The organism is Paraburkholderia sp. J67 (assembly GCF_905220265.1).
Lineage (GTDB): Bacteria > Pseudomonadota > Gammaproteobacteria > Burkholderiales > Burkholderiaceae > Paraburkholderia.
This window is the reverse complement of record NZ_CAJMZK010000003.1, coordinates 295,642-314,019: the sequence shown is the minus strand read 5'-3', so window position 1 is coordinate 314,019 and position 18,378 is coordinate 295,642. Positions and strand designations below refer to the sequence as shown.

Here is an 18,378-nt window from a genome sequence, read left to right as displayed (position 1 = left end):
GCGCGCTACGCTCGCGCGTAAGCCTGCGCACGCGCCGGCCAGTCGTCGGGGACGATGAAACCGCGTGAGTGTTCGACGTAGCCGCCCGCCCCATCGGCGATGAAGGCGACAACCATCGTGGGGTCGTGCGGACGCTCGAGGCTCTCGAAAAGCGACGCAGGGTCAGTCGGCGCATGAACGTCCGTGCGCGCCGCTCTTGCGGCAGCGTAGTTGTCGTTCTCATGTGGCACGCTGAATTGGCTGTTAGTTGCGAACTCACGCCCGGATTCAAGACGCCGGGGCGCCAGCCAGGCCAGCCTCGGTAAAACACTCCAGCCATCCGCGCCGGTGCGCTCAGCGAATGCGCGCCAGTCTGCGTGTGTCACCCACCAGCCACGGCCGTGCCCCTCTGCGAGCTCCGGCGCTTCGGCCATCTGCTCGCCCGCGCGGTAGAACAGCCAGCCTTTGATGAACATCTGCGCGAGCCACGGCCCGGCGAAGCCGAGCGAAGCGAACTCCGCCCGTTCGCTCAAGCGCAGTTGATGGTCGCGCAAATGCGCGAACTTCAGATCGAGGCGATCGCGCAGATTAGGCCCGACGTAATCGGCCAGGCGGGACATCGTCTCACCCGGCGCGCCGGCGTGCAAAAAGCACTTCACGGCGAGTTCCCAATGCAGGCGCAGACCGGCGTGCGTTTCGAGCAGGAAATCACACTCTCCGATCGTGCGCCCTTCACCGCGCAGCGCGACGGTGGCCGCAACGAGGCGTGCCAATGGGCCGTGCTCCAGATACCAGCCAAGCAAGGTTTCCGCATAGCGGCCAAGACGCGTAACGCGTGCGCTGTCGAGTGCGGCATGCAGACGGGAAGGCTCCCGATCGAGTTGCGCGAGCCACTCAAAGGCTCGATCCGCTGCGTCTTCACTCGACCACAACTGGGCGAGCGGCATGCCGGGCTGGGCACGCAGCAGGTCGGCACTGGTCAGCAACCACGCGAGGTCGCGAACGGCCGTATCGTTGAGACGCTCAACCCAACCTGCTGAAGGCGGCCCGTCGTCAACGGCAAGCGCGGGCCGCAAGTCGCTCATTGGCCGCCGCCCGCGGCGCGCCACGTGTCGCGCGCGAGGCACAGATCGCTCCAGGCCTTCGATTTGTCCTGCAGGCTGCGCAGCAGATACGCCGGGTGATACGTGACGATCACCGGCACGCCTTCGTATTCATGCACACGCCCGCGCAGCGAGGCGATGCTGCTCTCGGTCTTGAGCAGGCTCTGCGCGGCGAAGCGGCCCATCGCGACGATGATCTTCGGCTTCACGAGCGCCACCTGGCGCTGTAGATACGGCTCGCAGCGCGCGACTTCGTCCGGCTCCGGATTGCGGTTGCCGGGCGGACGGCACTTGATCACATTCGCGATATAAACGTTTTCGCCACGCGCGAGCGTGAGCGACCGCAACATGTTGTCGAGCAGCTTGCCCGCCTGACCGACGAAGGGCTCGCCTTGACGGTCCTCGTTCTCGCCCGGCGCTTCGCCGATCAGCATCCAATCCGCCGCACGGTCACCCACGCCGAACACGGTGTTGGTGCGCTTTTCGCACAAGCGGCAACGCGTGCAGGACGCGACGCGTTCCGCGAGCGCATCCCAGTCGAGCGTGGCGACGTCGTCGCGCGGCGCGCGTACCGGTTCGATGTCGTGGGGCAACACCGGCTCCGCCACGGCGTCGAACCACGCGAAATCGTCTTCGGTGAACGGCGGCGGTTCTTCCGAAGCCATCTGCGCGGGCTGGGCAGGCCTCGCCGGTTTCACGGCAGTGCGCTCAGGTTGGGCTTGCGGCGCGTCCTGAGCGGCGAAGGTTTCTTCGGCGCGCGCCGGCGGCGTCACGCGCTCCACGACCGGGGTGGTCGCAGCCACTTCGCGCGCAACAGGACGCACGTCGGGACGCACTTCGGCCTCAGCCTGAGCTTCGGTCGCTACGCTCACCGTCGCGACGGCTTCAGGCGCCACAGTCGTCAGCCCCTTGCGCACCCAGCGCGGCGCGAGGCCCAACTCTTCCAGCGCGTTCTCATCGAGTGGCATCCGCGCCCTCCAGTGCAAAAGAAAAACGCATCACGAGCGCGTCTTCGCGGCTGTGATGGCGGGCCGGATAGTAGTTCTTTCGGCGCCCAATGGTGACAAAGCCGAACTGCTCGTAGAGCCGGATCGCCCGATGATTCGAGGGCCGCACTTCGAGCAGCAGCCCTTCGAGGCCCTGTACGCGCGCGATGCGCACGCCTTCGCGCAGCATCGCGAGACCCGCACCCGCGCCCTGCGCCGGCGGCGCCACACACAGGTTCAGCAAATGCATCTCGTCGACGACCGGCATCAGCACGCTATAGCCGATCAACGTACCCGTGACGTGGCGCATGCAGATGCCGTAGTAACCGTTGCGCAGCGAGTCTTCGAAGTTGCCGCGCGACCACGGAAATTCATAGGCGGACTTCTCGATGACGACGACCTCGTCGAGGTCGCTCTCGGTCATCTGCGACAGATAGCGGTCGGTCATCAACACGCCGCTCATCGTCCCCCCTCGGGGGCGCCGTCGCGCGCGTCCTTTTCGGCTTTTTCAGCCTTGGCGGCCATGCGCTCGGCCGTGGTCTGCGCGACCTTGTTGCGCACGTATTCGGGCGCGGCCTGATCGGCAGGCAGGGTGCGCCCTGCGCGGAACGCGCGCAACGCCACATGGGCGAGCGGCACGGCATGCGGCAGCGCCTCGGCGTCGAGGGTGCGCGCCGCCAGCGACGCGCTCAGTCGCGCACCGAACGCCGCCGCCGCGTTACCGGCGAGCGTGAATGCGCTGTCGGGCGCGACGATGGCTTCGGGCGCGTCGAGCGAGCCCGCCTGGAGCGTGCGCCAGTCTCCCGTGGTCTCGTCCCATGCGTAGTCCGCCCAGTACGCCTCATCCATACGCGCATCGAGCGCGGCGAGCACGCGGGTGGTCGACGGATCGCGCAGTCGCGCGCTCTCGGCGCAAACGAGCAGCGTGCTGACGGGCACCACGGGAATGTCGAGCCCGAACGCGAGCCCTTGCGCCACGCCGGTTGCCGTTCGCAGCCCGGTGAAGGAACCGGGGCCGGAACCGAACGCAATCGCGTCGCAGTCCGCGAGCGTGAGCCCCGCTTCGGCGAGCAGTTCGCCGATGGCAGGCAAGAGGCGCGTACTGGAGACGGCGCCGGTCGCCTCGTGGCGCACCCAAACGCGCGGTTCGGGCGGCGTCTGGGTCGGGTCAGCACAATGGGCGGAAGCGGTAGCGTCGCCAGCGGGCGTGGCGGCGCGAAGCAGCGCGACCGAGCAATATTCGGTCGAGGTATCGAGGGCAAGCAGCACGGTTTCAGTCATGACCGCTATTGTAATGCGCCGTTCCCGCGCAGTCGCCGCCTGGGCGTGGCTTGTGCGCCGACGGCGCACGCCTTACTAGAGTGGAGGAATCGTTCCAGCCCTATGCCGGATGACGCTGCTACTATCGTCAGGCTATTTCGATCATTAAGAGGAGGAAAAAACAATGAGCGACGTAAACACGCAATTCGCCCAGGCCCAGGAAGACGTCCAGCAACTGACGGAGCGTCCGGGCAACCTGACGCTGCTGCGCCTGTACGCCCTGTTCAAGCAAGCCACCGAAGGCGACGTGCACGGCGACAAGCCCGGCTTCACCGACATCGTGGGCAAATACAAGTACGACGCCTGGGCCGCCCTGCAAGGCACCGCCGAGGAGAAGGCGAAGGCGCAATACGTGGAGCTCGTCGAATCGCTCAAGAGCGGCGCCGCAAGCTGAGCAAGCCGCTCGCGCTGTCCGGACAGGCCCGACGCTCGCTAGTGTCAGATCCGTCCGGGCTCACCCTGCCCGTTCCCGCCCCTTGCGTCAGGCTGTCGCAGGGCGTGAGGCGGTCGTCGCACTGGCGCGGCGCAACAAAACGAGATACAATGCTTGCTGCGTTGCGCTCCGGTCGCCTGTGCGATCAGCAATACGCCACGTAGCGTTAAGCTCCAATCCAGTTTAGAACCTGTCCCCCCCTGCCCTGGCCCCCTTTTCGGGCCGTCAAGAATCAGGCTGGCGACTGGCCAATCCCGGCTAGAGTCGCACCCAAAACAGCTTCTAACGAAAAAAATCCGCCCTCCCTGTGGTGCGGATTGCCCCCGTTTTTCGATTTGTTCGCAAAATCCGACGACTTGGGTATGCCGATTGGCGCCGACGTTCTATTTCCTGTGTACCAAGGATTTTCATGACTTCGAGCAATACCCAAAGCCCCCTCGACGCGATCGCTAACGACGCCCTCGGTCTCGACGCTGCTGCCGCTGCTTCGCAAGAAGCGCCCGCGCAAGCCGCCGATGTCCCCGCAGGTCCGACGTTCGAATCGCTCGGTCTGTCGCCGGAGATCGTCTCCGCGCTGATCGCGGCGGGCTACAAGGCTCCGACTCCCGTTCAGGAACGCGCCATTCCTGCCGGTATCGCGGGCCGCGACCTGCTGGTCTCCAGCCCGACCGGTTCGGGCAAGACCGCAGCCTTCATGCTGCCGGCCATCGAGCGCTTCGCGCAGATGCAGAAGGCACAAGCCGCACAACCGCGTGAGCCGCGCCCGCAAGGCGATAACCGCTCGCGCCGTCCGCAACAACCGGTCGCCCGTCCGGGCCTGCTCGTCCTCACGCCGACGCGTGAGCTCGCCATGCAGGTGACCACGGCCGCAGCGAACTACGGCAAGCACCTGCGCCGTCTGCGCACCGTCAGCATTCTCGGCGGTGTGGCCTACGGCCAGCAGCTGATGCTGCTTGCGAAGAACCCCGAGATTCTCGTGGCGACCCCGGGCCGTCTGCTCGATCACCTCGAACGCGGCCGTATCGACCTGTCCGAGCTGAAGATGCTCGTGCTCGACGAAGCCGACCGCATGCTCGACATGGGCTTCATCGACGACATCGACACGATCGTCGCCGCTACCCCGGAAACGCGTCAGACGATGCTGTTCTCGGCCACGCTCGACGGCAAGATCGCCGCTGTCACCGGCCGCCTGCTGAAGGATCCGGAGCGTATCGAGATCGTGCGCAAGGTCGAAGCCGCTTCGAACATCGCCCAGACCGTGCACTACGTGGACGACCGCGATCACAAGGATCGTCTGCTCGACCACCTGCTGCGCGACGAAAAGCTCGACCAGGCAGTCGTGTTCACGGCCACCAAGATGGACGCCGACCAGCTGGCCGGCAAGCTCGCCGACGCGGGCTTCGAAACCGCCGCCCTGCACGGCGACCTGCCGCAAGGCGCGCGTAACCGCACGATCCGTGCGCTGCGCGAGCGTCGCGTGCGCGTGCTGGTGGCAACGGACGTCGCTGCTCGCGGTATCGACATCCCGGGCATCACGCACGTGTTCAACTACGACCTGCCGAAGTTCGCGGAAGACTACGTCCACCGTATCGGCCGTACGGGCCGTGCAGGCCGTTCGGGCACGGCTGTGAGCCTCGTGCACCACGCCGAGCAAGGCGCGCTCAAGCGCATCGAGCGTTTCGTGCGCGGCACGCTGCCGGTCAACGTCGTCGAAGGTTTCGAGCCGCGTAAGGCAGCCCCGTCGAACCGTGGCTTTGGCGGCCGTGGCCGTCCGGGCGGCGGCAACGGCGGTGGTCGTCGCTTCGGTAACGGCGGCGGCAACGGCAAGCCGGGTGGCTATGGCAACCGTGGCGGCAACGGCGGCGAGCGCAGCTTCGGCGACCGCAACAACGGCGAACGCAGCTTCGGCGACCGTAACAACGGCGGCGAGCGCACCGGCAACAACTGGGGCAACCGTTCGGAAGGTTCGCGCGGTGGCTACGGCCAGCAGCGTGAAGGCGGCTACGGCGCGTCGCGCGGCGAAGGCGGCGGCAACAACCGTGGTGGCTACGGCCAACCGCGCGGCGAAGGCTTCGGCGGCCGCTCGCGCGACGGTTACAACAGCGGCGCACGTCGCAACGACGGCCCGCGTGGCGCACGTCGCGACAACTAAGCCACTGTTACGTGCCTGAGCGGCACAGGTGCAGCGAGGTCTGCGCCTGTCGCACGCCAGTCACGATCGGCAGATAGAAAGACCGGTGCTCAGGCACCGGTCTTTTTTTGTCTTCACGCCGAATTTCACGATATGAAAAATTTTTTTGCCCCATAAAATGGCATGTTGCGGGGCACAACCAAGGCCGTTGCAAGATGGGAAATTACTTTTCTTATTGCGAAAGCGGCCACCTAACACTATGATTTTATGGACTTAAAAATCCATAAAATTCCTCATTGCCGCTCTGTTGCGCAGCGATCGATTTGCCTAGACTCTTATATAAGAGTTCGCGATCCGAAACGCCGTCCAGGTCACAGAAAGCGCAGTCCCTGCGTCAGCTTCGCGAAGTTCGTCAGCTCAGCCGTACCGATCAGCAGTTCCTTTTCCGGTTATTCGCCCTGATTACCAGGTCAACGAAGGAGCACACCATGTCGACTCGTCAACAGCAAGCAGAGCAACTTCAACAGCAATGGGAAACGGACCCGCGCTGGAAGGGCATCAAGCGCAATTACACGGCTGAGGACGTGGTGCGTCTGCGCGGCTCGATCCAGCCCGAGCACACGCTCGCAAAGAACGGTGCCGAGAAGCTCTGGCAAGGCGTGAATAACGAGCCGTTCATCAATGCGCTCGGCGCCCTCACCGGCAACCAGGCCATGCAGCAGGTCAAGGCCGGCCTCAAGGCGATCTATCTGTCGGGCTGGCAAGTCGCTGGCGACGCCAACCTCGCGGGCGAAATGTATCCGGACCAATCGCTCTACCCGGCCAATTCGGTGCCGCAAGTCGTCAAGCGCATCAACAACACGCTCACGCGCGCCGATCAGATCCAGTGGTCCGAAGGCAAGAATCCCGGCGACGAAGGCTACGTCGACTACTTCCAGCCGATCGTGGCCGACGCGGAAGCAGGCTTCGGCGGCGTGCTCAACGCCTTCGAACTGATGAAGGCCATGATCGAAGCGGGCGCAGCAGGCGTGCACTTCGAAGACCAACTCGCCTCGGTGAAGAAGTGCGGCCACATGGGCGGCAAGGTACTCGTGCCGACGCGCGAAAACATCGCCAAGCTGACGGCCGCGCGCCTCGCCGCCGACGTCTGCGGCGTGCCCACCGTGCTGCTCGCCCGTACCGACGCGGAAGCCGCCGACCTCGTCACATCCGACATCGACGACAACGACAAGCCGTTCCTGACCGGCGAGCGCACCGTCGAAGGCTTTTTCCGCACGAGGAACGGCCTCGATCAATCGATCTCGCGCGGTCTTGCTTACGCACCGTACGCCGACATGATCTGGTGCGAAACGGGCAAGCCGGATCTGGAGTTCGCGAAACAGTTCGCCGATGCCATCCACAAGGAGTTCCCGGACAAGCTGCTCTCGTATAACTGCTCGCCGTCGTTCAACTGGAAGAAGAACCTGGACGACGCGACCATCGCGAAATTCCAGCGCGAACTGGGCGCGATGGGCTACAAGTTCCAGTTCATCACGCTGGCGGGCTTCCACTCGCTGAACTACTCGATGTTCAACCTCGCGCACGGCTATGCACGCCAGAACATGAGCGCCTTTGTGGAACTGCAGCAGGCCGAATTCGCCGCCGCCGAAAAGGGCTTCACCGCCGTGAAGCATCAGCGCGAAGTGGGCACGGGCTACTTCGACGCCGTGACGCAAACGGTCGAGCGCAACGCATCGACGACCGCCCTGCACGGCTCGACCGAAGACGAACAGTTTTTCGACCAGAAGGTGGCCTAACAAGCCTCCCTGCTCTGGCGCCGTTCTGGTAGGGCGTCAGCGGCGGCCGGCGTGCGAGTCCTTGGCGGGACGCGCCGGCTGTCGCTGACGTCACGATCAGAACCCCGCGCCACGGCCAACAGCGTGTTCATGCGTAGCCCGGATGCTAGCGATAGACGATCACCGGAATCTTCGTGTGGGTCAGCACGCGCTGCGTCTCGCTGCCGATCAGCAGGCTGCCGAGCCCACGGCGCCCGTGCGAGGCCATGAAAATCACGTCGCAGCCGCAGTTTTCAGCGGCTTCGATGATGCCGAGGTACGGCGAGGGATGCACGCTGACGCAGCTGTCGCAGGTCACGCCCGCGCTGCGCGCGGCCTCCTCCACCTCATCCAGATGCGCGCGCGCCTCTCGCTCACTGCGCGTCTGGAAATCGCCGGGCAATTCGATCACGACATCGGCGTAAGGCGAGTACGGGTATTGCGGCAGGCACGCGTAGGCGGTCAGGCGCGCGCCCACCGTGCGCGCCAGGTCGATCGCACCGTCGATGGCTTTTTGCGACAGATCCGAGCCGTCGGTCGGAACGAGGATGTGCTTGAACATGGCGCCCTCCGTGTTCGTGCGGCGCGGTGCGGCCCGGCGTGCATAGCGTGTGCGGCATAAGCGGGCTGCCGGTGGACAGCGCGGCCCTTGATTCGATTGTAGTGCGCGGAAATCCGGCGCAAGGCGCGCATGCGGGCTTCTCCGCATAGTGAAAACGCGCATGAAACCGCCCCGGCTTCACGGCAACGGCACAACACGAACGATGCAGACTCAGTCCTGGCCCCAGTAACCCGGTTGACCGTAGGTATGCTTGAGATAGTCGAGAAAGAGGCGCACGCGCAGCGGCAGATGCCGGCGCTGCGGAAACACGGCATGAATGCCGATGGGCGGCGCGGCGTACGTGTCGAGCACGCTCGCGAGCCGGCCCGCCGCAATGTCCTCACCGACCTCCCACCACGAGCGCCACGCGAGACCGTGGCCTTCGAGACACCATTCGTGCAGCACGGCGCCGTCCGAGCACTCCATCGTGCCGGACACGCGGATCTGCACCACCTTGCCCTCTTCCTGGAAGGCCCAGCCGCGCTGCTGGTTCGTGCTCGCGCCAAAGGCGAGACAGTTATGGCGCGCGAGATCGGCGGGCGTGTCGGGTGCGCCGCGCCGCGACAGATACGCGGGCGAGGCCACCACCACGCGCCGGTTTTCGCCGAGCTTGAGCGAAACCAGCGACGAATCGGGCAACTCGCCCAGCCGCACCGCGCAGTCGAAGCCTTCGTTGACGAGGTCGACGAGACGGTCGGACAGATCGAGCGTAATCGTCACGTCGGGGTGTGCCGTCGTGAAATCAGGCACGAGCGGCGCGACGTGACGCCGCCCGAAGCCCGCCGGCGCCGACACGCGCAGGTGCCCGCTCGCCTTCACGCCGCCCGCGGAGACGCTCGCCTCGGCGTTTTGCAGTTCGTGGATGATGCGCTGGCAATCCTCCAGAAATGCCGAGCCTTCGAAGGTCAACGTGAGGCGGCGCGTGGTCCGCACCAGCAGCTTGACGCCCAGTCGCTCCTCCAGTGCGTCGATACGACGGCCAATGATCGCAGGCGCGACACCCTCGGCCAGCGCAGCGGCGGAAAGACTGCCCTTCGCGGCGACGGTTGCAAAGGTTTCGATCTGTTTGAAACGATCCATGAGCGCGCCTATAACGGAATACGTGGAGTCGGGCGTCAGATTAGGTTGGTAAAAGTAAAAGATCAAGTGATCATTCCCGACTTTTTCCACCATTGCACTCATGAATACAATGCTCCTCGACCTCTGATGGAGTGCAAGGCTATGTCGGCCACAACGACAATTCACCATCCCAAGGCAGTGATCTTCGACGCGTACGGCACGCTCTTCGACGTGCATTCGGTCGTCGCCGCCGCCGAGCAGATGTTTCCCGCTCACGGCGAGGCGCTCTCGCAGCTCTGGCGTCTCAAGCAGATCGAGTACACCCAGTTGCGCACGCTGTCGGACCCGGCGGGCGCACGCTACCGGCCGTTCTGGGAGATCACGCTCGACGCGCTGCGCTACGCGGCGCGTCGTCTGAACCTGCCGCTCACCGGCGCGGGCGAAAAACGCCTGATGGATGAATACGCCTGCCTCTCCGCCTTCCCCGACGTGCTGCCGGTCCTGCGCCGGTTGCGCGAGCCGCGCGAGGACGGCACGCGTCTGGGTCTCGCGATCCTCTCGAACGGCAATCCGCAGATGCTCGACATCGCCGTGAAAAGCGCCGGCATGAATGGCCTTTTCGATCACGTGCTGTCGGTCGACGCGGTGCGCGCCTACAAGCCGTCCGCCGCGGCCTACGCGCTCGGCACGACCGCGTTCGACGCCACGCCGCGCGAGATCGTCTTCGTGTCGTCGAATGGCTGGGACGCCGCAGGCGCCGGCTGGTTTGGCTACACCACCTTCTGGATCAACCGCCAGCGTCTGCCCGCCGAGGAACTCGGCGTGGCGCCGCAAGGCACCGGCAGCGGCATGGCAGAACTTGCCGCCTTTATCGCTTCACCTTTAGAAACCGCCGCAACCGCCGAACGAAGCCGCCCCCGCCCCAGCCCGGGCGCATGACGCCATCGTTCAGCCAGCACGGTAATCACAACACCCAAGCATTCCAATCTGACCGACCAAGGAGTTAGCAAATGGCGAACACGTTGCAACTGCCGCAAGGCATGCAGATCACGGCCGAGATCCAACCCGGCTTCGAACAGATCCTCACGCCCGAGGCGCTCGAACTCGTCGCGAAGCTGCACCGCGCGTTCGAACCGCGTCGGCAGGAACTGCTGAAAGCGCGCGTCGAGCGCACGAAGCGCCTCGACGCGGGCGAGCGTCCGGACTTCCTCGCCGAGACGAAATCGATCCGCGAAGGCGACTGGAAGATCGCGGCGCTGCCGAAGGATCTCGAATGCCGCCGCGTGGAAATCACCGGCCCGGTCGAGCGCAAGATGATCATCAACGCGCTGAACTCGGGCGCGGATTCGTACATGACGGACTTCGAGGACTCGAACGCGCCGAACTGGGACAACCAGATCACCGGCCAGATCAACCTCAAGGACGCGGTGCGCCGCACGATCTCGCTCGAACAGAACGGCAAGTCGTACAAGCTCAATGACAAGATCGCCACGCTGATCGTGCGTCCGCGCGGCTGGCACCTCGACGAAAAGCACGTGACGGTCGACGGCCAGCGCGTCTCCGGCGGCATCTTCGACTTCGCGCTCTACCTGTTCCACAACGCGAAGGAGCTGATCGCTCGCGGCAGCGGCCCGTACTTCTATCTGCCGAAGATGGAAAGCCACCTCGAAGCGCGCCTGTGGAACGACATCTTCGTCGCGGCACAGGAAGGCGTGGGCATTCCGCGTGGCACGATCCGCGCGACGGTGCTGGTCGAGACGATCCTCGCCGCGTTCGAAATGGACGAAATCCTTTATGAGCTGCGCGAACACAGCTCGGGCCTCAACGCGGGCCGTTGGGACTACATCTTCTCGGCGATCAAGAAGTTCAAGAACGACAAGGACTTCTGCCTGGCCGACCGCTCGCAGATCCTGATGACGGTGCCGTTCATGCGCGCCTACGCGCTCGAACTGCTCAAGACCTGCCACAAGCGCAATGCGCCGGCAATCGGCGGCATGAGCGCGCTGATCCCGATCAAGAACGATGCGGCGGCCAACGACAAGGCGATGGGCGGCGTGCGCTCGGACAAGGCGCGCGATGCGGGCGACGGCTACGACGGCGGTTGGGTGGCGCACCCGGGTCTCGTGCCGATCGCGATGGAAGAGTTTGTGAAGGTGCTCGGCGACAAGCCGAACCAGATCGGCAAGCAGCGCCCCGACGTCAACGTGACGGGCAAGGATCTGATGGACTTCCGTCCGGAAGCGCCGATCACCGAAGCGGGCCTGCGCAACAACATCAACGTCGGTATCCACTACCTGGGTTCGTGGCTCGCGGGCAATGGCTGCGTGCCGATCCACAACCTGATGGAAGACGCCGCGACGGCCGAAATCTCGCGCTCGCAGGTGTGGCAGTGGATCCGCTCGCCCAAGGGCAAGCTCGAAGACGGTCGCAAGGTCACGGCGGAACTCGTGCGCGAGCTGATCCCGCAGGAGCTGGAGAAGGTCAAGGGCGTGGTGGGCGGCGACACGAAGCCGTACGAGCGTGCTTCGCAAATCTTCGAAGAGATGTCGACGTCGGAGAACTTCGTTGAATTCCTGACGCTGCCGCTGTACGAAGAGATCTAAGCGATTAGGGGGTCATTGCTTCAGGCGATGAGTCCATGAAAAAGGGCCAGCGGATGATGAGTCCGCTGGCCCTTCGTTTTTTCTGCGCCGTGCACCCTGCTGGCTAGGGTTAGCGCGCGATCCGGTGCGCGATCCAGTCGCCGCCGTGGATCTGCGGCAGGCCTTCGACCGCATGCTGCGCGACCGGATAGAACAGACAGTCGTGCTGCGCGCCGTCCACTTCGATGCTCACCTGGCGCGACAGAAAAAGACCTTCAACGCCAGGATAGACTTCCTCGATCTCGTCGAGCACGGGCACCAGCGCTTCGTCGATCTCGTAGACGTCGCCGAGCACCGGTGCGGCCTGTAGATCGGCAACCATGCCCGGATAGCGCCCGAAGTCGAACAACCGCCCCGCCACGGCCGCCTGGCCGACGAGACGCGGTTGCCGGATGGCGTGGCGCGCCGCCGCCAGATTGATGTCGTTGATCTCGCCGGCGCGCAACGTGCCGTAGACGAATACGTATTTCATGCCCGGGGTTCCTTCGCTCGTGTGCGCCAAAAACAATCGGCAGCATTATGCTGCCTGACGCTGTCGCTGTGGGTGCAATCTCACGCGCTTGTCCGCGATGCACCACACCCGCCTAAAATGATGCCGACAGAGTCGCTCCGATCGCCCCTCCCCGCCGCCATGCACGCCGACACGCCCTTCGTCCCGCCCGCCGAACTCGCCGACATTCCGCCCGAGTTCGAGCCAACGGGCGAACATCCGATCCGGGTGCGCTCCCGGCCGATGGCCGCTGGCGTGCGCATCGCGCGCCATACCCATGCGTGGGCGCAACTCGCCTATGCCTCGCGTGGCGTGCTACGCATGGCGACGCCCGGCACGACCTGGATGGTGCCGCCTTCGCGCGCCATCTGGGTGCCGCCGCATGTGACGCACGAAGTCTCCATCGTCGAGGATGCATTTTTGCGCACGCTCTATGTCGATGCCTCGGTGATTCCACCGGGCCTCGATGCCTGTCGCGTGGTCGAAGTGTCGGGCCTGCTGCGCGAGGCGATCGCAGCCTTCGACGAGCGCGCCATCGGACCCGCGCGCGAGCGCCTGCTGGGCGCCGTCGCACTCGACGAAATCACGCGCTCCGCGCCTCTGCCGCTTTCAGTGCCGATGCCCGAGGAAAAGCGTCTGCGCTCGCTCTGCGAGGCCTTGATCGCCGATCCCGCTGGTCCGGGCTCGCTCGAACACTGGGCCGCGCAGGTCGGCGCGAGCACGCGCACCATCGCCCGGCTGTTCCGCCAGGAACTGGGCGTGAGCTTTTCGCAGTGGCGCCAGCAGGCGATCCTCGCGCGCGCGATTCCGCTACTCAATCAAGGCAAGCCGATGGCGATCGTCGCGCAGGAACTCGGCTATCAAAGCCAGAGTGCGTTTTCGGCGATGTTCCGACGTGCGTTCGGCGAGAGTCCGCGCGCCTTTATTGCACGCGGCACGGGCGAGCGCGAGCAGGATCAGCGGGAAGAAGAAGCGACTAACGACGAGCCGATCGCGGCGCCACACGACGCCTGATCGGCTTGTGCTGCATCGGCGATCAGCGATCGGCGTCAGACCAGCCGTGTCATGTGCCGGATCGAGCCAAGCCGCGCCAGACGCGGCCCCGCTACCCGATAACCCATGCGCAGATAGAGCCGCGCCGCCGGGTTATCGACGAACACACGCAATTGCAATTCGCGCAGACCGCGCTCGCGCGCCCAGCGATGCGAAATATCGAGCAGGAAGGTCCCTGCCCCGTTGCCACGATAGCCCTCGGCGATCTGCACGTCGCGGATGTGCAGCGAATCGGCCTCCTGCGTCACGCGCAGCACGCCAATTGCGTCGCCATCGAGTTCGAGAATGAAATTTTCCGATTCGCGGTAGCTGGCGAGAAAAAGATCGCCGCGCCAGATCAGATGATGTCGCTGGTAATAGCCCCCCATGTTGCGGCGCGTGAGCGACTCGGCGAACTCGAAGTCGTCCATGGTGGCGTGACGCAACTGGAAGCGCGACGGAATGTCGTTCGGTGCGAACATGGCAGGCAAGGCGGCAATCGCGAAAATTCGAAGTTTCGACAACGCTACGATATCGCGCCAGCGCAAGCAATGGCCGTTTGTCCGTACGGCGAAAGAAAAGAGGAAGTGTCTCGCGAGTTGCGATAAAAGTGCGGAGAAATAGAAAAAGCCCGCTGGTTTTACCCAGCGGGCTTCTATCTGGCGGAGCGGACGGGACTCGAACCCGCGACCCCCGGCGTGACAGGCCGGTATTCTAACCAACTGAACTACCGCTCCAGCTTGCTGCATCACCTGCTAGAGCCGACTGACTCCCACTGGCTGCGTCGCCTACTACTTGTTGGCGCCACTTGAATTTGGCGTCCCCTAGGGGATTCGAACCCCTGTACTCACCGTGAAAGGGTGATGTCCTAGGCCTCTAGACGAAGGGGACAACACAGGCTTGCGCCTTGAACTAAATACTATCCGATATTCTGGACAGCTTGAAACTGGCGGAGCGGACGGGACTCGAACCCGCGACCCCCGGCGTGACAGGCCGGTATTCTAACCAACTGAACTACCGCTCCAGCTTCCTGCATCACCTGCTAGAGCCGACTGGCTCCTGCTGGCTGCGTCGCCTACAACTTGTTGGCGCCACTTGAATTTGGCGTCCCCTAGGGGATTCGAACCCCTGTACTCACCGTGAAAGGGTGATGTCCTAGGCCTCTAGACGAAGGGGACAACACAGGCTTACGCCTTTAACTGATACAACTAAAAAGCCCACTCACGCTTTCTGAGCGGGCTTCTATTTTGGCGGAGCGGACGGGACTCGAACCCGCGACCCCCGGCGTGACAGGCCGGTATTCTAACCAACTGAACTACCGCTCCAACTTCGACATCGGCAGATGGGTGTCAACTACTTCCCACCTGCTGCATCACCAACCTCGTTGACGACGCCTGTGTCTGGCGTCCCCTAGGGGATTCGAACCCCTGTACTCACCGTGAAAGGGTGATGTCCTAGGCCTCTAGACGAAGGGGACATAATCTTTTCAGATAACGTCTTGCTACACTTTACTGCTAAACACGCTGTTTTGTTGGTGGAGGTAAGCGGGATCGAACCGCTGACCTCTTGCATGCCATGCAAGCGCTCTCCCAGCTGAGCTATACCCCCCTTGCAAAACAGAAGCAAGATTTTAAACTTCATTTTCTTGCTTGTCAAGCACTTTCGAATCATTTTTTTACTACGCTTTGAAGTTTTGGCGAAACTTCGTTGCTTGATTCTCAGTACTTCCCGCAAGATCTGCTGCTTTCTTGCGTGCCGCGTTCAACGGAGACCGAATACTACAGGACTTCTTGCCCCGGCGCTAGTGCCAGAGCAAGAAAATCTCAATTTTTTTACACGGACGCAGAAATGCCCTTTTCGATGCGGCTCACGACCGCATCACGACCGAACAATTCGAGCACCGCGTCGATGGCCGGCGTATGCGTCGTACCCGCCACAAAGAGGCGCACCGGCATGGCCAGTTGCGGCATCTTGAGCTTATGCGTCGCAAGCGTCGCCTTGAAGGCGGCCGAAATCGCTTCCTTCTTCCACTCCGCCCCCTTCAGCGCGACGAGCAGGTCAGCCAGCGCCGGACGAACCGCGTCGGTGACGTGCTGCGCGATCGCTTCGGCTTCGGGCTGCGGCTCGCGATAGAACATCGCGGCGCTTTCGGCCACTTCCTTGACGGTGTTCGCGCGATCCTTGAAGAGCGCCACGACGCCTTCGAGCGGCGCGCCCTGGGCCAGCGCCGCGTCGTCCACGCCCAACTCCGCGAGGAACGGCTTCGCGAGTTCGGCCAGACGTGCGTTGTCGACCGTCTTCAGGTAGTGGTTGTTGAGCCAGTTGAGCTTGTTGTGGTCGTACTGGGCCGGCGACTTGCCGAGGTGATCCAGGTCGAACCACTCGACGAACTGCTCGCGCGAGAACACTTCGGCGTCGCCATGCGACCAGCCCAGTCGCGCCAGATAGTTCAGCACGGCTTCCGGCAGATAGCCGGCATCGCGATAACCCATCACGCTCATTGCGCCGTGGCGCTTGCTCATCTTTTCGCCCTGCTCGTTGAGCACGGTCGGCAGGTGGGCGTAGACCGGCGGCTCGGCGCCGAGCGCGCGCAGGATGTTGATCTGGCGCGGCGTGTTGTTCACGTGGTCGTCGCCGCGGATCACGTGCGTGATCTTCATGTCGAGGTCGTCGACCACCACGCAGAAGTTGTAGGTCGGCGTGCCATCCGGACGGGCGATCACGAGATCGTCGAGTTCTTCGTTCGAGATCTCGACACGGCCCTTCACGGCGTCGTCCCAGGCAACCACGCCCGTCAGCGGGTTGCGGAAGCGCAGCACGGGCTGAACGCCTTCGGGCGGCGTCGGCAGGACCTTGCCCGGCTCCGGGCGCCATGTGCCGTCGTAGCGCGGCTTCTCGCCGGCTTCGCGCTGGCGCTCACGCAGCGCATCGAGCTCTTCGGTCGACATGTAGCACGGGTACACGAGGCCCTGCTGCTGCATCTGCGCGAGCACTTCGCGGTAACGGTCCATGCGCTGCATCTGGTAGAACGGACCTTCGTCGAAATCGAGGCCGAGCCAGGCCATGCCTTCGATGATCGCGTCCACGGCCTCGGTGGACGAACGTTCGACGTCGGTGTCCTCGATCCGCAGCACGAAAACACCCTCGTTGCGGCGTGCGAAGGCCCACGGATAAAGCGCGGAACGGATGTTGCCGAGGTGGATGAAGCCGGTCGGGCTCGGCGCGAAACGGGTACGGACGGGAGTCGTGGTCATGGGCGAATACTCGAGGACGGTGCCGCCCGGCACAGGGTTCACGCAGTCCCGTGCGCATGCATACGGGGCTGGCAAATCCGGCGGCGGTGGACGGCGAGGGTTCGCGGCGCAGGCCGTGTGTGCGGGCATGCAAGGCTCGTCGGACAACACGGTGCGGCGCCAGAGGCGAACAAAAAACCGGGAAATTGAGAGACGGGATTATACCCGCCACAAGCGGCTTCGGCCGCCCCAGGCCGAGGGGGACAAACGGCGAGACGATTCGCCTCGCATGACACCACACGCTCTGCTGAATGCACGTCACATCGCGTTACACGCGCAACGCGTGTGCGCACCAGGCTTTGCCTTATGATGTCGGCGCGCTGGCGCCCTCGCCCGCGTGAACCGGTCCGCCAACGCGGCCCGCAAGAACAAACGCGGCGAGCCCGCCACACGCTCTGGCCTCATGGCCCGCCGCCCGGAGAAATTGTTTGAAGCCCAGTTCGAAGCCCGTTTTGCAGTCCATCGCGCAAGCCGATAGCGCTGCTGATTCCACATCGTTCTCGCTGCGCCGCCGTCACTTCTCGCTCGCGGCGGCATCCAGCGTCCTCGCGGCCTGTACGACCGCCGGCACGCAATCCCCCGACAACAAGCCGCAGGTCGCTCCCCCGCCAGTCGCGCGCACCCAACGCCCCGTTCGCGTGGGCCTGGCGCTGGGCGGCGGCGCCGCGCGCGGTTTCGCGCACATCGGCGTGATCAAGGCGCTGGAAGCACGCAATATCCAGGTCGATCTTGTCACGGGCACGAGCGCGGGTTCGGTGGTCGCGGCACTGTACGCCTCGGGCATGAACGGTTTCGCGCTCAACAAGCTCGCCCTGACGATGGACGAGGCGTCCATCAGCGACTGGGCCATGCCGTTTCGCACGCGCGGCATCCTGCAAGGCGTGGCGCTGCAAAACTTCCTCAACACGACCCTGCACGACCGCCCGATCGAGAAGATGAACAAGCCGCTGGGCGTCGTCTCCACCGATCTGCAAACCGGGCAGCCGATCCTGTTTCAGCGCGGCAATACCGGCATCGCGGTGCGCGCGTCGTGCAGCATCCCGTCGATCTTCGAGCCGGTCCGGATCGGCGGTCACGAGTATGTCGATGGCGGTCTGGTCAGCCCGGTACCCGCCTCCTTCGCGAAGAAGATGGGTGCCGATTTCGTGATCGCCGTGGATATCTCGTCGCGCCCGGAATCGGCTTCGACACAGAGCCAGTTCGACGTGCTGATGCAGACCTTCACGATCATGGGCCAGTCGATCAAGACCTATGAGCTCGACAAGTACGCCGACGTGGTGATCCGCCCGAGCCTCAACGCCATGTCGAGCAGCGACTTCACGCAGCGCAACGCGGCGATCCTCGCGGGCGAAGAAGCCGGTGCACGCGCGGCGGCCGAAATCGAGCGCAAGCTGGCTGCGGCGCGCAGTGCGGCAGCCTGACATCCCTCGTTTCGGCGACGTCAGACGCAAAAAAGCCTGCTTCGATGAAGCAGGCTTTTTGTTGCCCGGCGCAA

Annotated in this window: 16 protein-coding genes and 7 tRNA genes; 7 read left to right on the top strand and 16 right to left on the bottom strand. The window is 64.2% G+C overall.

Going from position 1 to position 18,378, the window contains the following annotated elements:
* Positions 1–5: 5 nt before the first annotated feature.
* From U5782_RS08345 to tsaB, 4 genes are read right to left on the bottom strand one after another with little or no spacing between them, the layout of a single operon-like run.
* On the bottom strand, positions 6–1,064 hold the full coding sequence (locus U5782_RS08345; RefSeq protein ID WP_322043338.1) for a DUF1853 family protein: 1,059 nt from the start codon (positions 1,062–1,064) through the stop codon (positions 6–8).
* Complete coding sequence (locus U5782_RS08340; protein ID WP_322043337.1) at positions 1,061–2,050, bottom strand: uracil-DNA glycosylase; 990 nt, start codon at positions 2,048–2,050, stop codon at positions 1,061–1,063. Before U5782_RS08340 ends, U5782_RS08345 begins: the two co-directional genes overlap by 4 nt.
* Positions 2,037–2,531 (bottom strand): ribosomal protein S18-alanine N-acetyltransferase, encoded by a 495-nt coding sequence (rimI, locus tag U5782_RS08335; protein ID WP_322043336.1) that lies wholly within the window; start codon positions 2,529–2,531, stop codon positions 2,037–2,039. The genes U5782_RS08340 and rimI overlap by 14 nt, the downstream gene beginning before the upstream one ends.
* Positions 2,528–3,349 carry a tRNA (adenosine(37)-N6)-threonylcarbamoyltransferase complex dimerization subunit type 1 TsaB gene (tsaB, locus tag U5782_RS08330; RefSeq protein ID WP_322043335.1) on the bottom strand — a complete coding sequence of 274 codons (822 nt, stop codon included), beginning with the start codon at positions 3,347–3,349 and terminating at the stop codon, positions 2,528–2,530. Before tsaB ends, rimI begins: the two co-directional genes overlap by 4 nt.
* A gap of 163 nt (positions 3,350–3,512) precedes the next feature.
* On the opposite strand from tsaB, the gene U5782_RS08325 reads away from it, so the two are divergent.
* The 3 genes from U5782_RS08325 to aceA all read left to right on the top strand — a co-directional run bounded on the left by U5782_RS08325 (position 3,513) and on the right by aceA (position 7,748).
* Positions 3,513–3,782 carry an acyl-CoA-binding protein gene (locus U5782_RS08325; protein WP_322043334.1) on the top strand — a complete coding sequence of 90 codons (270 nt, stop codon included), beginning with the start codon at positions 3,513–3,515 and terminating at the stop codon, positions 3,780–3,782.
* A gap of 448 nt (positions 3,783–4,230) precedes the next feature.
* Positions 4,231–5,973, top strand: coding sequence for a DEAD/DEAH box helicase (locus tag U5782_RS08320; protein WP_322043333.1), 1,743 nt, complete (start codon positions 4,231–4,233; stop codon positions 5,971–5,973).
* Positions 5,974–6,440: 467 nt separating this feature from the next.
* Positions 6,441–7,748: an isocitrate lyase gene (gene aceA / locus U5782_RS08315; protein ID WP_322043332.1), complete on the top strand. Its 1,308-nt coding sequence runs from the start codon at positions 6,441–6,443 to the stop codon at positions 7,746–7,748.
* A 145-nt stretch (positions 7,749–7,893) separates the two neighbouring features.
* Here aceA and U5782_RS08310 read toward each other — a convergent pair whose 3' ends face one another.
* Positions 7,894–8,328 carry a universal stress protein gene (locus tag U5782_RS08310; RefSeq protein ID WP_322043331.1) on the bottom strand — a complete coding sequence of 145 codons (435 nt, stop codon included), beginning with the start codon at positions 8,326–8,328 and terminating at the stop codon, positions 7,894–7,896.
* Between the two features lie 210 nt (positions 8,329–8,538).
* Complete coding sequence (locus U5782_RS08305; protein WP_322043330.1) at positions 8,539–9,447, bottom strand: LysR family transcriptional regulator; 909 nt, start codon at positions 9,445–9,447, stop codon at positions 8,539–8,541.
* Positions 9,448–9,588: 141 nt separating this feature from the next.
* Between U5782_RS08305 and U5782_RS08300 the strand changes: the two genes are divergently transcribed.
* A complete protein-coding gene (locus U5782_RS08300; RefSeq protein ID WP_322043329.1) occupies positions 9,589–10,365 on the top strand; it encodes a haloacid dehalogenase type II in 777 nt (258 codons plus the stop codon).
* A 71-nt stretch (positions 10,366–10,436) separates the two neighbouring features.
* A complete protein-coding gene (gene aceB, locus U5782_RS08295; protein ID WP_322043328.1) occupies positions 10,437–12,029 on the top strand; it encodes a malate synthase A in 1,593 nt (530 codons plus the stop codon).
* 109 nt (positions 12,030–12,138) lie between these two features.
* Here the strand turns inward: aceB and U5782_RS08290 are convergent, their stop codons facing one another.
* Positions 12,139–12,540 carry a gamma-glutamylcyclotransferase family protein gene (locus tag U5782_RS08290; RefSeq protein WP_322043327.1) on the bottom strand — a complete coding sequence of 134 codons (402 nt, stop codon included), beginning with the start codon at positions 12,538–12,540 and terminating at the stop codon, positions 12,139–12,141.
* Positions 12,541–12,699: 159 nt separating this feature from the next.
* Between U5782_RS08290 and U5782_RS08285 the strand changes: the two genes are divergently transcribed.
* On the top strand, positions 12,700–13,572 hold the full coding sequence (locus U5782_RS08285) for a helix-turn-helix transcriptional regulator (protein WP_322043326.1): 873 nt from the start codon (positions 12,700–12,702) through the stop codon (positions 13,570–13,572).
* A 35-nt stretch (positions 13,573–13,607) separates the two neighbouring features.
* On the opposite strand, the gene U5782_RS08280 is transcribed toward U5782_RS08285, so the two are convergent.
* From U5782_RS08280 to gltX, 9 genes are all read right to left on the bottom strand, one after another.
* The gene (locus tag U5782_RS08280) at positions 13,608–14,114 is read right to left on the bottom strand and encodes a GNAT family N-acetyltransferase (protein WP_322043325.1); all 507 of its coding nucleotides are present in this window, start codon (positions 14,112–14,114) and stop codon (positions 13,608–13,610) included.
* A 136-nt stretch (positions 14,115–14,250) separates the two neighbouring features.
* Positions 14,251–14,327 (bottom strand) — tRNA-Asp (locus U5782_RS08275).
* A 78-nt stretch (positions 14,328–14,405) separates the two neighbouring features.
* Positions 14,406–14,481 (bottom strand) — tRNA-Glu (locus U5782_RS08270).
* Positions 14,482–14,537: 56 nt separating this feature from the next.
* A tRNA-Asp gene (locus tag U5782_RS08265) sits at positions 14,538–14,614 on the bottom strand.
* A 78-nt stretch (positions 14,615–14,692) separates the two neighbouring features.
* Positions 14,693–14,768, bottom strand: a tRNA-Glu gene (locus U5782_RS08260).
* Positions 14,769–14,838: 70 nt separating this feature from the next.
* A tRNA-Asp gene (locus U5782_RS08255) sits at positions 14,839–14,915 on the bottom strand.
* A gap of 76 nt (positions 14,916–14,991) precedes the next feature.
* Positions 14,992–15,067 (bottom strand) — tRNA-Glu (locus U5782_RS08250).
* A gap of 55 nt (positions 15,068–15,122) precedes the next feature.
* Positions 15,123–15,198, bottom strand: a tRNA-Ala gene (locus tag U5782_RS08245).
* A gap of 224 nt (positions 15,199–15,422) precedes the next feature.
* Complete coding sequence (gltX, locus tag U5782_RS08240; RefSeq protein ID WP_322043324.1) at positions 15,423–16,844, bottom strand: glutamate--tRNA ligase; 1,422 nt, start codon at positions 16,842–16,844, stop codon at positions 15,423–15,425.
* 500 nt (positions 16,845–17,344) lie between these two features.
* Here gltX and U5782_RS08235 point away from each other — a divergent pair, with 500 nt between their 5' ends.
* On the top strand, positions 17,345–18,304 hold the full coding sequence (locus U5782_RS08235) for a patatin-like phospholipase family protein (RefSeq protein ID WP_415914285.1): 960 nt from the start codon (positions 17,345–17,347) through the stop codon (positions 18,302–18,304).
* The last annotated feature ends 74 nt before the right edge of the window (positions 18,305–18,378 follow it).

Excerpts from the sequence above, each read along its gene's own strand:
- U5782_RS08345 (WP_322043338.1), bottom strand. The coding sequence starts at position 1,064 with ATGAGCGACTTGCGGCCCGCGCTTGCCGTTGACGACGGGCCGCCTTCA.
- U5782_RS08340 (WP_322043337.1), bottom strand. The coding sequence starts at position 2,050 with ATGCCACTCGATGAGAACGCGCTGGAAGAGTTGGGCCTCGCGCCGCGC.
- rimI (WP_322043336.1), bottom strand. The coding sequence starts at position 2,531 with ATGAGCGGCGTGTTGATGACCGACCGCTATCTGTCGCAGATGACCGAG.
- tsaB (WP_322043335.1), bottom strand. The coding sequence starts at position 3,349 with ATGACTGAAACCGTGCTGCTTGCCCTCGATACCTCGACCGAATATTGC.
- U5782_RS08325 (WP_322043334.1), top strand. The coding sequence starts at position 3,513 with ATGAGCGACGTAAACACGCAATTCGCCCAGGCCCAGGAAGACGTCCAG.
- U5782_RS08320 (WP_322043333.1), top strand. The coding sequence starts at position 4,231 with ATGACTTCGAGCAATACCCAAAGCCCCCTCGACGCGATCGCTAACGAC.
- aceA (WP_322043332.1), top strand. The coding sequence starts at position 6,441 with ATGTCGACTCGTCAACAGCAAGCAGAGCAACTTCAACAGCAATGGGAA.
- U5782_RS08310 (WP_322043331.1), bottom strand. The coding sequence starts at position 8,328 with ATGTTCAAGCACATCCTCGTTCCGACCGACGGCTCGGATCTGTCGCAA.
- U5782_RS08305 (WP_322043330.1), bottom strand. The coding sequence starts at position 9,447 with ATGGATCGTTTCAAACAGATCGAAACCTTTGCAACCGTCGCCGCGAAG.
- U5782_RS08300 (WP_322043329.1), top strand. The coding sequence starts at position 9,589 with ATGTCGGCCACAACGACAATTCACCATCCCAAGGCAGTGATCTTCGAC.
- aceB (WP_322043328.1), top strand. The coding sequence starts at position 10,437 with ATGGCGAACACGTTGCAACTGCCGCAAGGCATGCAGATCACGGCCGAG.
- U5782_RS08290 (WP_322043327.1), bottom strand. The coding sequence starts at position 12,540 with ATGAAATACGTATTCGTCTACGGCACGTTGCGCGCCGGCGAGATCAAC.
- U5782_RS08285 (WP_322043326.1), top strand. The coding sequence starts at position 12,700 with ATGCACGCCGACACGCCCTTCGTCCCGCCCGCCGAACTCGCCGACATT.
- gltX (WP_322043324.1), bottom strand. The coding sequence starts at position 16,844 with ATGACCACGACTCCCGTCCGTACCCGTTTCGCGCCGAGCCCGACCGGC.